General features: G+C 72.0%; 11 protein-coding genes, 2 rRNA genes and 1 pseudogene. 9 read left to right on the top strand and 5 right to left on the bottom strand.

What is annotated here, in order from left to right; translation table 11 throughout:
* Positions 1 to 30: 30 nt before the first annotated feature.
* Positions 31 to 3,141: ribosomal RNA gene (locus GA0070606_RS04875) — 23S ribosomal RNA — on the top strand.
* A 73-nt stretch (positions 3,142 to 3,214) separates the two neighbouring features.
* Positions 3,215 to 3,331, top strand: a 5S ribosomal RNA gene (rrf, locus tag GA0070606_RS04870).
* Positions 3,332 to 3,391: 60 nt separating this feature from the next.
* Here the strand turns inward: rrf and GA0070606_RS04865 are convergent.
* On the bottom strand, positions 3,392 to 4,468 hold the full coding sequence (locus tag GA0070606_RS04865) for a spore photoproduct lyase family protein (protein ID WP_218105982.1): 1,077 nt from the start codon (positions 4,466 to 4,468) through the stop codon (positions 3,392 to 3,394).
* A gap of 84 nt (positions 4,469 to 4,552) precedes the next feature.
* On the opposite strand from GA0070606_RS04865, the gene GA0070606_RS04860 reads away from it, so the two are divergent.
* Both GA0070606_RS04860 and GA0070606_RS04855 read left to right on the top strand, forming a co-directional pair.
* Entirely contained in the window at positions 4,553 to 5,302 is a 750-nt protein-coding gene (locus tag GA0070606_RS04860) for an Fpg/Nei family DNA glycosylase (protein ID WP_091095443.1), read from the top strand.
* Positions 5,303 to 5,417: 115 nt separating this feature from the next.
* Positions 5,418 to 6,257 carry an NAD(P)H-binding protein gene (locus tag GA0070606_RS04855; protein ID WP_091095441.1) on the top strand — a complete coding sequence of 280 codons (840 nt, stop codon included), beginning with the start codon at positions 5,418 to 5,420 and terminating at the stop codon, positions 6,255 to 6,257.
* A gap of 111 nt (positions 6,258 to 6,368) precedes the next feature.
* On the opposite strand, the gene GA0070606_RS04850 is transcribed toward GA0070606_RS04855, so the two are convergent.
* Genes GA0070606_RS04850 through GA0070606_RS04840 form a run of 3 tightly spaced genes read right to left on the bottom strand, consistent with a single transcriptional unit; the run spans position 6,369 to position 7,743 of the window.
* Positions 6,369 to 6,668, bottom strand: coding sequence for a BON domain-containing protein (locus GA0070606_RS04850; RefSeq protein WP_091095439.1), 300 nt, complete (start codon positions 6,666 to 6,668; stop codon positions 6,369 to 6,371).
* Between the two features lie 47 nt (positions 6,669 to 6,715).
* Entirely contained in the window at positions 6,716 to 7,375 is a 660-nt protein-coding gene (locus tag GA0070606_RS04845) for an STAS domain-containing protein (protein WP_091095437.1), read from the bottom strand.
* Positions 7,372 to 7,743, bottom strand: coding sequence for a hypothetical protein (locus GA0070606_RS04840; protein ID WP_091095435.1), 372 nt, complete (start codon positions 7,741 to 7,743; stop codon positions 7,372 to 7,374). The genes GA0070606_RS04845 and GA0070606_RS04840 overlap by 4 nt, the downstream gene beginning before the upstream one ends.
* 172 nt (positions 7,744 to 7,915) lie before the next feature.
* Here GA0070606_RS04840 and GA0070606_RS04835 point away from each other — a divergent pair, with 172 nt between their 5' ends.
* From GA0070606_RS04835 to GA0070606_RS04825, 3 genes are read left to right on the top strand one after another with little or no spacing between them, the layout of a single operon-like run.
* Positions 7,916 to 8,590, top strand: coding sequence for a response regulator transcription factor (locus GA0070606_RS04835; protein ID WP_091095433.1), 675 nt, complete (start codon positions 7,916 to 7,918; stop codon positions 8,588 to 8,590).
* Positions 8,587 to 9,942, top strand: a complete 1,356-nt coding sequence (locus tag GA0070606_RS04830; RefSeq protein WP_091095431.1) for a sensor histidine kinase — start codon at positions 8,587 to 8,589, stop codon at positions 9,940 to 9,942. Before GA0070606_RS04835 ends, GA0070606_RS04830 begins: the two co-directional genes overlap by 4 nt.
* Positions 9,939 to 10,535 (top strand): GerMN domain-containing protein, encoded by a 597-nt coding sequence (locus GA0070606_RS04825; protein WP_091095430.1) that lies wholly within the window; start codon positions 9,939 to 9,941, stop codon positions 10,533 to 10,535. Before GA0070606_RS04830 ends, GA0070606_RS04825 begins: the two co-directional genes overlap by 4 nt.
* Positions 10,536 to 10,601: 66 nt before the next feature.
* Here the strand turns inward: GA0070606_RS04825 and GA0070606_RS04820 are convergent.
* Positions 10,602 to 13,044 (bottom strand): annotated as a pseudogene (locus GA0070606_RS04820) (CDP-alcohol phosphatidyltransferase family protein).
* Positions 13,045 to 13,100: 56 nt separating this feature from the next.
* Here GA0070606_RS04820 and GA0070606_RS04815 point away from each other — a divergent pair.
* Both GA0070606_RS04815 and GA0070606_RS04810 read left to right on the top strand, forming a co-directional pair.
* Entirely contained in the window at positions 13,101 to 14,081 is a 981-nt protein-coding gene (locus GA0070606_RS04815; protein WP_091095428.1) for a zinc-dependent alcohol dehydrogenase, read from the top strand.
* A gap of 3 nt (positions 14,082 to 14,084) precedes the next feature.
* Positions 14,085 to 14,483 (top strand): 6-pyruvoyl trahydropterin synthase family protein, encoded by a 399-nt coding sequence (locus GA0070606_RS04810; protein WP_091095426.1) that lies wholly within the window; start codon positions 14,085 to 14,087, stop codon positions 14,481 to 14,483.
* Positions 14,484 to 14,508 lie beyond the last annotated feature (25 nt).

The following is a 14,508-nucleotide window of genomic DNA, read 5'->3' as shown; positions in this document are numbered from 1 at the left end:
GAATTGCACAGTGGACGCGAGCATCTTTGTGGTCAAGTTGTCAAGGGCGAACGGTGGATGCCTTGGCACCAGGAGCCGATGAAGGACGTGGGAGGCCGCGATAGGCCTGGGGGAGCTGTCAACCGAGCTGTGATCCCAGGGTGTCCGAATGGGGGAACCCGGCATCAGTCATGTGATGTCACCTGCACCTGAACACATAGGGTGTATGGGGGGAACGCGGGGAAGTGAAACATCTCAGTACCCGTAGGAAGAGAAAACAAATTAGTGATTCCGTGAGTAGTGGCGAGCGAAAGCGGATTGAGGCTAAACCGGCTGCGTGTGATACCTGTCAGGGGTTGCGTGGTCGGGGTTGTGGGACCCTGCTGAGCAAGCTGACACTTGTTCGAGGAGTTATAAAGTCAGTGGCTAGCCGAACAGTCTGGAATGGCTGACCGTAGGCGGTGATAGTCCGGTAGGTGAAAGTTGCTGACCTTCTGTGGGTGTTCCCGAGTAGCGGCGGACCCCTGAAATCTGCCGTGAATCTGCCAGGACCACCTGGTAAGCCTAAATACTTCCTGGTGACCGATAGCGGACGAGTACCGTGAGGGAATGGTGAAAAGTACCCCGGGAGGGGAGTGAAATAGTACCTGAAACCGTTCGCCTACAATCCGTCGGAGCCTTGCGGGGTGACGGCGTGCCTTTTGAAGAATGAGCCTGCGAGTTAGTGGCATGTGGCGAGGTTAACCCGTGTGGGGGAGCCGTAGCGAAAGCGAGTCTGAATAGGGCGATTCAGTCGCGTGTCCTAGACCCGAAGCGGAGTGATCTAGCCATGGGCAGGCTGAAGCGCGGGTAAGACCGCGTGGAGGGCCGAACCCACCAACGTTGAAAAGTTGGGGGATGACCTGTGGTTAGGGGTGAAAGGCCAATCAAACTCCGTGATAGCTGGTTCTCCCCGAAATGCATTTAGGTGCAGCGTCGCGTGTTTCTTGCCGGAGGTAGAGCACTGGATGGTCTAGGGGGCCCACAAGCTTACCGAAATCAGCCAAACTCCGAATGCCGGTAAGTGAGAGCGCGGCAGTGAGACTGCGGGGGATAAGCTTCGTAGTCGAGAGGGAAACAGCCCAGATCACCAGCTAAGGCCCCTAAGCGTGTGCTAAGTGGAAAAGGATGTGGGGTCGCATAGACAACCAGGAGGTTGGCTTAGAAGCAGCCACCCTTTAAAGAGTGCGTAATAGCTCACTGGTCAAGTGGTTCCGCGCCGACAATGTAGCGGGGCTCAAGCACACCGCCGAAGCTGTGGCATTCACATTTTTACTTCGCAACGCCTTGATGTGTTGTGCAGGTGTGTGGATGGGTAGGGGAGCGTCGTGCCGGGGGTGAAGCAGCGGGGTGACCCAGTTGTGGACGCGGCACGAGTGAGAATGCAGGCATGAGTAGCGAAAGAAGGGTGAGAAACCCTTCCGCCGGATGACCAAGGGTTCCAGGGCCAGGCTAATCCGCCCTGGGTGAGTCGGGACCTAAGGCGAGGCCGAGAGGCGTAGTCGATGGACAACGGGTTGATATTCCCGTACCCGCGAAAGAGCGTCCCTGATGAACCTCGTTGTGCTAACCACCCAAACCAGCCAAGGCCTTCGGGTTGAGGTTGGGGAGCGTGGGAACCTGGCGGGTAGTAGTCAAGCGATGGGGTGACGCAGGAAGGTAGCTGAGCCCGGCCGGTGGTTGTGCCGGGGTAAGCGTGTAGGCCGTGCTGTAGGCAAATCCGCAGCACATGTAGGCTGAGACGTGATGCCGAGCCGATTCAGGTGAAGTCAGTGATCCTATGCTGCCGAGAAAAGCCTCTAGCGAGTTCTGAGCGGCCCGTACCCCAAACCGACACAGGTGGTCAGGTAGAGAATACCGAGGCGATCGGGCGAACTGTGGTTAAGGAACTCGGCAAATTGCCCCCGTAACTTAGGGAGAAGGGGGGCCGGAGACGTGAAGCCCCGCGCGGGTGGAGCGTTGTATGGCCGCAGAGAGCAGGGGGAAGCGACTGTTTACTAAAAACACAGGTCCATGCGAAGAAGTAATTCGATGTATATGGACTGACGCCTGCCCGGTGCTGGAACGTTAAGGGGACCTGTTAGCTCTTCGGGGCGAAGCGGAGAACTTAAGCGCCAGTAAACGGCGGTGGTAACTATAACCATCCTAAGGTAGCGAAATTCCTTGTCGGGTAAGTTCCGACCTGCACGAATGGCGTAACGACTTCCCCACTGTCTCAACCACAGGCCCGGCGAAATTGCATTACGAGTAAAGATGCTCGTTACGCGCGGCAGGACGGAAAGACCCCGGGACCTTTACTATAGCTTGACATTGGTATCTGAGTTAGCTTGTGTAGGATAGGTGGGAGCCGGTGAAGTCCATACGCCAGTATGGGTGGAGGCAATCTTGAAATACCACTCTGGTTGATTTGGGTATCTAACTTCGGACCGTTATCCGGTTCAGGGACAGTGTCTGGTGGGTAGTTTAACTGGGGCGGTTGCCTCCTAAAGGGTAACGGAGGCGCCCAAAGGTTCCCTCAGCCTGGTTGGCAATCAGGTGTTGAGTGCAAGTACACAAGGGAGCTTGACTGTGAGACTGACAGGTCGAGCAGGGACGAAAGTCGGGACTAGTGATCCGGCACTTGCGTGTGGAAGCGGTGTCGCTCAACGGATAAAAGGTACCCCGGGGATAACAGGCTGATCTTCCCCAAGAGTCCATATCGACGGGATGGTTTGGCACCTCGATGTCGGCTCGTCGCATCCTGGGGCTGTAGCAGGTCCCAAGGGTTGGGCTGTTCGCCCATTAAAGCGGTACGCGAGCTGGGTTTAGAACGTCGTGAGACAGTTCGGTCCCTATCCGCCGTGCGCGTAGGATACTTGAGAAGGGCTGTCCCTAGTACGAGAGGACCGGGACGGACGAACCTCTGGTGTGCCAGTTGTCCCGCCAGGGGCACGGCTGGTTAGCTACGTTCGGAAGGGATAACCGCTGAAAGCATCTAAGCGGGAAGCTCGCTTCAAGATGAGGTATCCCACCATCCTTTGGATGGGTAAGGCCCCCAGCTAGACGACTGGGTTGATAGGCCGGAAATGTAAGCCCGGTAACGGGTTCAGTTGACCGGTACTAATAGGCCGAGGACTTGATTACTAAGCTGCTACGCGTCCACTGTGCAACTCTGAACGAGCGAACACTCCACGTGTGTTTGACATTTTCATAGAGTTACGGCGGTCATGGCGGAGGGGAAACGCCCGGTTACATTCCGAACCCGGAAGCTAAGCCCTCCAGCGCCGATGGTACTGCACTCGGGAGGGTGTGGGAGAGTAGGACACCGCCGGACATTCTTTCGTTCAGGGCCACCCCCTTGCGGGGGTGGCCCTGAACGCATTTCCGCACCGGGTCAGAACGCGTACCGGACGCGGCAGTACGGCGCCTTCGCCGCGATGAGGTCGGTCAGCGCGGCCACGTACTCGCCCTTGCGGCCGGTGCGGTAGCGCACGTTCCAGCCGCCGGTCTGCGACCGCTTCGGCTGCTGGAGCTCCGGCCGCCAGAGCAGTTCCTCGGCCTTCGGGTGCCAGCCGAGGTTCACCTCGTGCAACCGGTCGTTGTGGGTCAGGAAGATGACCTCGGCGGCGAGCTGCGCCTTCGCGCGGGCGCCGAGCGCGTCGTCCAGCTGGTCGAGCAGCTCCGCCCAGTCGTCGAGCCAGCCGTCGCGGACGACCACGGGGCTGAGGTTGACGTGCACCTCGTAGCCGGCGGCGACGAAGTCGTCGATCGCCGCCATCCGCTCGGCGACCGGGGAGGTCCGGATGTCGAGCAGCTTCGCGTCCCGGGCCGGCATCAGCGAGAAGCGGACGCGGGTGCGGCCCCGCGGGTCCCAGTCGAGCAGGTCGCGGTTGACGTGCTTGGTGGCGAAGGTGGCCTTCGCCGTCGGCAGGTCCCGGAACAGCGTGACCAGGTCGCGGACGTTGTCGGAGATCCTCGCGTCCAGCGAGCAGTCGGAGTTCTCGCCGATGTCGTACACCCAGGCGGTGGGGTCGCACTGGTTCGGCTCGGCCTTCACGCCCTGCCGGCCGACGTGCCGGCCGAGGTAGCCGGTGATCCGGTCGATGTTGGCGAAGACTGTCACCGGGTTGCTGTAGCCCTTGCGGCGCGGCACGTAGCAGTAGGCGCAGGCCATCGCGCAGCCGTTCGCCGTGGACGGGGCGATGAAGTCGGCCGACCGGCCGTTCGGGCGGGCGGTGAGGGACCTCTTGACCCCCAGCACGAGCGCCTCGGTCTTGATCCGCACCCACCGGGCCACGTTTGTCTCGTCCCCGTACAGCTCCGGGATGCGGGAGTGGCTCTCCACCTCGACGCGCTCCGCGTCGGGGAACCGGTCCAGCACAGCCCGCCCCCGGGGCAGCGCGGCGGCCTCCGGTTCCACGTAGATCCGCCGGATGTCGAGCAGCCGCCGGTGCGGCGCAGCGTCGGTCACGAAAGGGGACAACTACGGACCGATCGGCGATGTTCCCGCCGGTCGGCGTCGTTTTCGGGCAGGGTCGCCGGGTATCCGGGCCGCATGCCCGAGGGCCACCTGATCCACCGGTACGCGCGCGACCAGCACGCCGCGCTCGCCGGTCAGGTCCTCGCCGTCTCCAGCCCGCAGGGCCGCCTGGACACCCGGCCGTACGACGGGCGGCGGCTGCGGTCCGTGGAGGCGTACGGCAAGCACCTGCTCTACCACGTCGACGGCGCCCCCGGCCTGCACGTCCACCTCGGCATGCGAGGGCTGTTCCTGCGTCACGACGACCCCGAGGTGCCGCCCCGCAAGGGCGTGCGGCTGCGCCTGGCGGGCGCCGGCGTCGCGTACGACCTCATCGCCCCGACCCGCTGCGAACCGCTGCCGGCCGACGGCGAGCGCGCGCTGCGGGCCTCGCTCGGGCCGGACCCGCTGCGCGCCGACGCCGACGGCGACGAGGCCGTGCGGCGGCTGACCGCCGCGCGGGCGGCGGTCGGCACCGCGCTGCTGGACCAGGCGGTGTGGGCGGGTGTCGGCAACGCCTGGCGGGCCGAGCTGCTCTTCCTCGCCGGCCTCGACCCCGCCGCCCGGCCCGTCGCGCCGGCGACCGCCCGCCGGCTGTGGGACCTGGCCGTCCGGCACCTGGCCCTCGGCCGCGACGCCGGCCAGGTGGTCAGCGACCCTTCGGCTCCCGACGCGCGGTGGGTCTACAAGCGCGCCACCTGCCGCCGTTGCGGCGCCCCGGTGCGGACGTGGGAGCTGGGCGGACGCACCGCCTACGCCTGCCCAGTCGACCAGCCGGCGGCCTGATCCGCCCGGCGGCACGGCCGGGCGCGTCCACCCCACGGGTGAGTGAGACGCGCGCGTATGCGCCCGCGCCTCGCGGCGATGGCCGCCGCCGCCCGGCCGCGGTGGGATCGATGGCATGACGAACACCAACACCGTCCTCGTTCTCGGCGCCACCGGCAGGACCGGTCGGCGCGTCGCCGACCGGCTCGCCGCCCGCGGGGTGCCCGTGCGGCTCGGCTCCCGGTCCGCGGCCCCCGCGTTCGACTGGGCGGACCGGTCCACCTGGCCCGACGCCCTGGCGGGGGTGGACGCGGTCTACCTGACCTACCAGCCGGACCTGGCCGTGCCGGGCGCGGTCGAGGCCGTCGAGTCGTTCACGCGGCTGGCCGTGGCGAGCGGCGCGCGCCGGGTGGTGCTGCTGTCCGGACGGGGCGAGCCGGAGGCGGAACAGGCCGAGAAGGCGGTCGCGCAGGTCGTGGACGGCGCCGGCGGCCGGTGGACCGTGGTGCGGGCGAGCTGGTTCCAGCAGAACTTCAGCGAGGGCCCGTTCGTCGACGGGATCCGCGCGGGGGCCCTCCACCTGCCGGTCGGCGGCGTGCGGGAGCCGTTCGTGGACGCCGACGACATCGCCGACGTCGCCGTGGCGGCGCTGCTGGCGGACGGGCACGCCGGCGAGGTGTACGAGGTGACCGGGCCGCGGCTGCTGACGTTCGCCGAGGCGGTGGGCGAGATCGCCGCGGCGACCGGCCGCCAGGTCTCGTTCGTCCCGGTCTCCGTCGAGGAGTACGTCGACGCGCTGCACGGGGCCGGCGTCCCCGCCGACGTGGTGTCGCTGCTGACGTACCTGTTCACGCAGGTGCTCGACGGGCGCAACGAGGGCCTGGCGGACGGCGTCGCCCGGGCGCTCGGCCGGGCGCCCGGGGACTTCGCCGACTACGCCCGGTCGGCTGCCGCGACCGGCGTCTGGGCCGCCTGACGCCCGCGCTGCGGTGCGCCCGTCCGGTGGCGCTTACGCCCGGTGGCGTGGGCCGCCGGGCGGGGGGCCGGGGCCCGTCGAAGGTCGGGACGCGTTGCGGGTCGGGGCCCGTCAGCGGCGGGTCCGGCGGGGGCCGGCGAGCCGCAGGGCGTTGCAGACGTCGACCACGCCCCGGACGTCCCAGGCCAGCTCACCGGCCACCTGCCGGGTGTCCGGGCCCGCCACGACGCCCGAGAGGATGACGACCTGGTTCTGCACCGTCACCACGATCTGCTGGCGTCGGGTGGTCCAGTCGCTGCTCAACCGCTGCGCGACCAGCGCCGCGAGCCGGGCGTCCTCGTCGTCCGGGGCGGGCCGGGGCGGCTGGGGACGGAACGCGTCCTCGTCCGGGTACGGCCAGGGCATGCGCATCGGGATGCGTCCTCTCGACGGGCGGGCGGGGTGCGGGGGCCGGCGGCTCAGCGGTCGGAGGTCGCCGTTGCCGGCCGGCCGGCCCGGTCGGGCGCGGCCACGGTGGCCGTCAGGCCGGCGGGCCCACCGATAGCGGGCGGGGAGAGCCGCCGGACGGCCTCCTCGGCGCTGGCGAAGATCGGGAACAGTCCGTCCAGCCGCATGGTGTGCAGCACGGTCAGGATGAAGCGGGACGGGGCGGCGAGGCAGAGCACGGCGCCGCGTTCCCGGGCGTCGCGGTGGGCCCGGACGAGCAGCCCGAGCCCACCCGCGTCGATCAGGTGGACGCGGGTCAGGTCGACCACGACGTGCCCGCAGATGTCCACCGCCTGCCGCAGGGCGGTGCGCAGGTCGTCGGCGGCGTCGACGTCGATGTCGCCGGCGGCGGTCACCACCGCGACGTCGTCGAGGTGGTCCACCCCCAGCACTCCGCCGGGCACCTCGTCGCCGTGCCCGGCCCCGCCGTCGCGGCCGGCGGCGGGGCCCAGCAGGCTGCAGCGGGGGCAGCGGTGCGGGCCCGTCGCGAAGGGGGAGCCGCTCCAGCCGTGTTCGGCGACCAGGGTCCAGACGACCTCGGCGTCGGGCAGGACGCACGCGGTTCCCGTGGTCACGTCTCCGCAGCTGTCGCAGATCAGCGTCATCGAGTTGTCGTCCGGTACGACGGTCATGGTGTCTTCCTCCACGGGAGGTCGGGCGGCGCGACCCGCCGGCCCGCGACCGGCGGCGTCGAGGCGGGATCGGGATCCGGCCGCGTCGGGTCGGCGGGGGCCGGCGGGCGCCGGGGGCGCGCCGTGACGGCCACGAGCGCGACGCCGAGTACGGCGGAGGCCGCCGGCACGGCCACGTCCCACAGGCCGGCGCGGCCGGTGTCGAGGCCGACGATGCGGGCCAGGATGACGCCGAGGACGGCGGTGACGATGCCGGTCACCAGGGCCAGCCAGGCCGGGACGTCCCGCCGGCCCGGGAGCGCCAGCCAGCCCGCCGTGGCGACGAGCAGCCCGACGGCGAGCGCGGTGACGAGGCCGGCGACGGTCATCTGCTCCCTCCTCCGGACGGTCGGCCGACGGCTGACGAGCCCGTCGGCTCCGCACACCACCCTGGGCGCCGCCCGTGGCGCGGGCCACGCGGTCGTATGACAGTTGCGTGACAAATCCGCCGAACGCCGGACACGATTGGGCGCTCGGGCCGGGCTTGTGGATGATGCGGTTATGACGGGCGTGCTGGTGATCGAGGACGACGACCGGATCCGTCTGGCCCTGCTGCTCGCGCTCGAGGACGAGGGCTACACCGTCCGGGGGGCCGCGACCGCCGAGGAGGGGCTGCGGATGCAGCGCCAGGAGCCGGCCGACCACGTGCTGGTCGACCTGATGCTGCCGGGCCTGGACGGCTTCGAGTGCATCCGGCAGCTGCGCCGCGACGACGACGTGCCGATCGTGGTGATCAGCGCCCGCGACGACACCCACGACATCGTGGCCGCGCTGGAGGCCGGCGCCGACGACTACGTGGTCAAGCCGGTGGCGGTCAAGGAGCTGTCGGCGCGCCTGCGGGCCCTGCGGCGCCGGGCCCGGGCGGTGCCCGCGCCCGTGCCGGTCCTCACCTTCGGCGCGCTCGAGGTCAGCCCGGACGCGGGGGAGGTGCGCCGGGCCGGTCGACCGGTGCCGGTCACCCGCACCGAGTTCCGGCTGCTGTGCGAGCTGGCCGAGCACGCCGGCCGCGTGTTGTCGCGTCAGCAGCTGCTCCAGCGGGTCTGGGGCTACGACACCGGTGACGAGCGGCTCGTCGACGTGCACGTCGGTCGGCTGCGGCAGAAGATCGAGGACGACCCGGGCAACCCCCGGCACCTGGTCACGCTGCGCGGCCTCGGCTACAAGCTGACCCGGTGAGGCGGCTCGGACTGCGGGCGCGGGTGTCCGCCGGATTCGCCGTCGGCGCGCTGCTGCTGTCGGCCTCCATGGCGCTGGTCTCGTACGAGCTGACCAGGCGGTCGCTGCTCGACGAGCGGGAGCGCACCGCCGTGCGGGCGGCGTACTTCGACGCGGCGGTGGTGCGTACCGGCCTGGACACGGAGGAACCCGACGTCGTGGAGGTGCTGCGCTCCCTCGACACGGGCGGCAACCGCCGGCCGCTGCTGCACCGGGGAGACGACTGGTACGCCCGCAGCGCCGACACCGGCCTCACCGCCGCCATCCCGGCCGACCTGCAACGGCTCGTCCGCGCGGGGGAGCCGGCCGTGCAGCGGGTCCGCGTCAACGGTCAGCCCACCCTGCTCGTCGGCCTGCCGCTGGCCCCGTCCACCAGCTACTACGAGCTGACCTCGCTGCGCGAGCTGGACGAGACCCTCCAGGTGCTGGCCCTCGCGCTGACCGCCGTCGCCATCGTGGTCGCCGGCTCCGGCGCGGCCCTGGGCTGGTACGCCACCCGGCACAGCCTGCGCCCGCTGACCGCGGTGGCCGACGCCGCCCAGGAGATCGCCGGGGGAAATCTGTCCGCCCGCCTCGCGCCGACCACCGACCCGGACCTCACCCGGCTGTCCACGTCGTTCAACCACATGGTCGACCAGCTCTCCCGGCGTATCGAGCGGGACCGCCGCTTCGCCGCGGACGTCAGCCACGAGCTGCGCTCGCCGCTGCAGACCCTGGCGGCGGCGGCCAGCGTCCTCGCCCGGCGCCGGGAGCACCTCGACGACCGGACGGCCACCGCGGCCGGCCTGGTCGCCGACGAGATCACCCGCTTCCAGCAGTTGGTCAACGACCTGATCGAGCTCGCCCGCACCGACCAGCCGGCGGACCGGCAGCCCGTCGACGTGGCGGCGTCGGCGCGCCGGGTGTGCCAGGCGCGCGGGCTGGCGACCGCGCTCGTGCGCGTGGACCCCGGTGTCGCCGCCACCTGGCTGGTCGACCGGCGTCGCGTCGAGCAGATCCTGGCCAACCTCGTCGACAACGCGGTCCGCCACGGCGGCGGCCCGGTGGCCGTACGGTTGGCGCAGCGGGGCGGGGTCGGCGTCGTCGAGGTCGACGACGCGGGGCCGGGCGTGCCGCCGGCCGACCGGGACGCCATCTTCGACCGCTTCGTGCGCGGGCGCGCCGCCCACGCGCGCGCCGCCGGCGACGGCACCGGTCTCGGGCTCGCCCTCGTCGCCCAGCACGCCGCCGCGCACCGGGGGTCCGCCGGCGTCGCCGACCGCCCCGGCGGGGGCGCCCGCTTCCGGGTCGAACTTCCCGGGGTGTCGCCGTGAGCCGGCGCCCGCCGGGACCGTGGTGTCGACTCGGCGCCGCGCTCGTCGCCCTGGGGCTGCTCGCCGGGTGCGGCGTCCCCGACGAGGACACCCCGCGCGCCGTGGCGCCGCCGCCCGGGCCGTTCCCCACCTCGGGCGGGGTCGTGACGACCCCGCCTCCGACCCTGACGGCGGGGCGGGCGACGGAGGTGCTCTGCTTCGTCCGCGACGACCGTCTGGTGCGCGTGCAACGCCGCGTGGACGGCACGCCCACCGTCGACGCCCAGCTCCAGCACCTGCTCGCCGGCCCGACCGCCGCCGAGCGCGACAGTGGCCTGAGCACCGCGCTGCCGGGGGCCGTCGCGACCGCCGCCGCCCGGCACGTGGGCACCGAGGCCGAGGTGGACGTCGGCGAGACCGGAGACGAGACGGGCCGCAGCGACGAGGTCCTCGCGTTCGGCCAGATCGTCTGCACGCTGACGGCCCGGTCCGACGTCGACACCGTGGAGTTCCTGCGCGGCGGGACGTCCCTCGGGGTGCCGCGCGCCGACGGGTCGCTGTCCCGCCGCCCCCTCACCGTCGCCGACTACGCCGACCTCGTCGCGCCCCGCTGACGACCGGCCATCGGGCGGCCGTCGACCGTCCCCGCCGAGGTGGTCGAGGGCGGGCGTGCGCGGCGGTCATCCGCTGTAGGCGGTCAGGAACCGGTCGCGGAAGGCGTCCATCGGCCAGACCGGGGCGTCCGGCGCGGGGCGCAGGCCGTCGGTCCAGCCCCAACCCGAGATCCGGTCGAGCACGGCCGGGTCGCGCGCGACGATGGTGACCGGCACGTCGCGGCCGGCCCCCTCGCCGGTGACGACGGGGGCGGGCTGGTGGTCACCGAGGAAGACCAGCACCAGATCGTCGTCGCCCCGCCTCTCGAGCCAGGACACGAGGGCGGCCAGCGAGTACCCGACGGCCTGCCGGTAGCCGGCGCGGGCCTGCGACGACGGGTTCTCGACGGTCGCCCCGTGGAAGACGCCGCCGTCGCCGAGCCGCGCCCAGTCGACCAGGCGGGGGATCCTGGTCCAGGGCGAGTGGCTCGACACGAGCGCGATCTCCGCCATGACCGGCGCGCGGTCGGGCCGGGCACGCTCCAGCCGGTCGAAGGCGGCCAGCGTGTACTGGTCGGGCATCGGGGCGTAGCCGAACCTCGGCCCCCGGTAGCCGAGGCTGCGGCCGTCGTAGAAGCGCTCGTAGCCGAAGAAGGCGCCCTCCGGCCACGGCCGGGTGGCGGCCGGCATCACGCCCACCGTGCGCCAGTCGGCCCGCCGGAACGCGCCGCCCAACGTCAGCCGGTCGCTGGCCAGCAGGCTGCGGTGCCGCTGCTCGTTGTCGATCCACAGGCCGGACAGCAGGGTGGCGTGGGCCAGCCAGCTGCCGCCGCCGACGGTCGACGAGGTGAGGAAGCCGCTGCGGGCGGCGAACCCGGCCGCCCGCAGCCGGCGGTCCCCGTCGGCGAGCACCGCGCCGACCGACGGGGCGAACTCCGGGTCCTCCACCGCGGCGCGCCCGTAGCTCTCCACGAAGGCGACCACCACGTCCCTGCCCCGCAGCGCGGTCAGCAACCGGTCGCCGGGGACGTCCCGGAAGGGGTCGGCGGCGACCCGGGCCGCGAAGACCTCCCGGTCGCGCAGCCGGGCGCGTACCTGGTGCGCGTGCGCGCCGACCAGGTCGGTGGCGGCCGAGTCGGCGACCGGCACGCCGGGGACGACCCGCACGCCGAACGCGGCGGCGGCCAGCCACACCACCACCAGCGCCGCGACGGTCCGCCGGGTCGCCGCGCGGCGCCGGGCCAGCACGGCGGTCAACCGCAGCACCGACCCGGTCGTCGCGACGACCAGCCCGGCGAGCAGCAACACCGCCGCCACGACCGCGCCGGTCGCGCCCGCCCGGCCCACCGAGTCGGCGAGGAACCCGACGGCGTCGTCGAGCAGGGCCCAGTCGAGCACGAGGTCGAACCGGCGGCCGAGCGTCGCCAGGAAGCCCAGGTCGGCGGCCTTCAACAGGACCAGCAGGCCGAGCAGCGCGCCGACGAACGCCGCCACCGGCCGTCGTGCCCGCGCCGGCAGGGCGAGCAGCACGGCGACGGCGACCAGCCCTTCCAGGGGGATCCGCACGAACCCGCCGGGCGTGAGCCGGCCGGGCTGGTGCGGCGCGGTCAGGGCGGCCAACACCAGCAGGGCGGCCAGCGCGGTGGCCGCCGGCGCCGCGACCCGTCGACGCGCGCCGCGCGGGGCGACCGGCCGGCGGTCAGTCACCGACGGCGGCGAACTCGGGCCGCGCCGGCGACCGTCGGGCGGCGGCCGGGACCGGCGGCGCGGGGCGCCGGGGCGGGGCCGGGTCGACGGGACGGTGCCGCCACAGCCAGCCGACGTCGCGGCCGAACGACTCGACGAGCAGGGCCAGCGCCGCCACCAGCACGAGGGCGGTCGCCGGTCCCGGCAGCACCCCGGCCGCCGCCACCAGCAGCAGGACGCCCTGCGCCGCCGCGACGACCTTGCGCCAGTACCTCGCCGGCAGCGGCCGGCGCATCCAGGGCAGCGCCCGGCCCGCGGCGACGAAGGCGTACCGCATGGCGCCGAGGAGGAGCACCCAGCCGCCCACGGCCGGCGCGACGTACAGGCCGAGGACGAGGATGAGGAACGCGTCGACCTCCATGTCGAAGCGGGCCCCGAGCGCGCTGGTCGTGCCGGTGCGCCGGGCCACGTGGCCGTCGACGGCGTCGAGCGCCAGCGCCACCGAGGTGAGGGCGACCAGCGTTCCCACCGCAGCGGCCCGGTCGGCGCCGGCGGCGAGCGCGTCCACGGCCAGCGCCGTCACGCCGCCGACGAGCAGGGCCCGGGCCAGCGTCACCCGGTCGGCCGGCCCGAGGCCGCGCCCGGGCGGGGGGCCCAGCCCTCGGCTGAGCGCCAGGCACAGCACCACGCCGTACGCGGTCCCGGCGAGCCAGCCCGCCGGCCCGAGGCCGGCCGTTCCCGCCAGCCCCGCCAACAGGACAATCTGCACGAACAGCCCGATCGCCGGGCCCCTTCGAACCGTGGGCACCGTACCTCCGTGTCTATGGTCGACGACTTTCGACATGAACTACGGAAAACACCGCCGTCCGGTTCGCTCCGGATGCGGGTGAGGGGGAGCCGGTGACCCGCGAGGCGCGCGCCTTCTGGCTCCGTACGCCCGGCGTCGGCGAGATCCGGCCGGCGCCGCTGCCCGAGCCCGGCCCGGGTGAGGTGCTCGTGCGCAGCCGCTGCTCCGGCGTCAGCCGCGGCACCGAGACGCTGGTCTTCGCCGGCCGCGTCCCCGCCGACCAGTACGCCGCGATGCGCGCCCCGTTCCAGGAGGGCGACTTCCCCGCGCCGGTGAAGTACGGCTACCTCAGCGTGGGCGTGGTCGAGCGGGGCCCCGCCCACCTGTGCGGCCGGACGGTGTTCTGCCTGCACCCGCACCAGACGGCGTACGTGGTCCCGGCCGAGGCGGTGGTGCCGGTGCCGGAGGCGGTGCCGCCGGCCCGCGCGGTGCTCGCCGGCACCGTGGAGACGGCGGTGAACGCGCTCTGGGACGCCGCGCCCCTGGTGGGCGACCGGGTGAGCGTGGTGGGCGGCGGCATGGTCGGCTGCTGCGTCGCGGCGCTGCTCGCCCGTTTCCCCGGCGTGCGCGTCGAACTGGTCGACACCGACCCGGCCCGGGCGGCGGTCGCCGCCGCGCTCGGCGTCGGGTTCGCCGCGCCGCGGGACGCCGCCGGCGGGCGGGACCTCGTGGTGCACGCCAGCGCCACCTCCGCCGGCCTGCGCCGGTCGCTGGAGCTGCTGCGTGCCGAGGGCACGGTCGTCGAGCTGAGCTGGTACGGCGACCGCGTGGTCGACCTGGCGCTGGGCGGGGCGTTCCACTCCGGACGGCTGACGATCCGCAGCAGCCAGGTGGGCGCGGTCGCGCCGGCCCGGCGGGGCAGCCGCGGCTTCGCCGACCGGCTGGCGCTGGCCCTGGACCTGCTCGCCGATCCCGTGTTCGACGCGCTGGTCACCGGGGAGTCGCCGTTCGCGGAGCTGCCCGACGTGCTGGCCCGGCTGGCCGCGGGCAGTCTGCCCGCGCTGTGCCACCTCATCACCTACGACGGGGAGTGATCCGTGTTCAGCGTTACCGTCCGTGACCACATGATGATCGCGCACAGCTTCCGGGGCGAGGTGTTCGGCCCGGCGCAGCGCCTGCACGGGGCGACCTTCGTCGTCGACGCCACCTTCCGCCGCGCCGACCTGGACGCCGACGGCGTCGTGGTCGACATCGGACTGGCCACCGAGCAGCTCCGGGCCGTGCTCGGCGAGCTGACCTACCGCAACCTCGACGACGAGCCGGCGTTCGCCGGCGTGAACACCACCACCGAGGTGCTCGCCCGGACCGTCGCCGACCGCCTCGCCGAGCGGGCGCGCGGCGGCGACCTCGGCGCTGGGGCCCGTGCGCTCGCCGGGATCACCGTCACGCTGCACGAGTCGCACGTCGCCTGGGCCAGCTGTGAGCGGTCCCTCTGAGGCCGGGGTGGACGTCCACCCGGCG

The organism is Micromonospora citrea (assembly GCF_900090315.1).
GTDB lineage: Bacteria > Actinomycetota > Actinomycetes > Mycobacteriales > Micromonosporaceae > Micromonospora > Micromonospora citrea.
The sequence above is the reverse complement of the archived record's forward strand: the minus strand, read 5'-3'. Positions and strand labels throughout refer to the sequence as shown.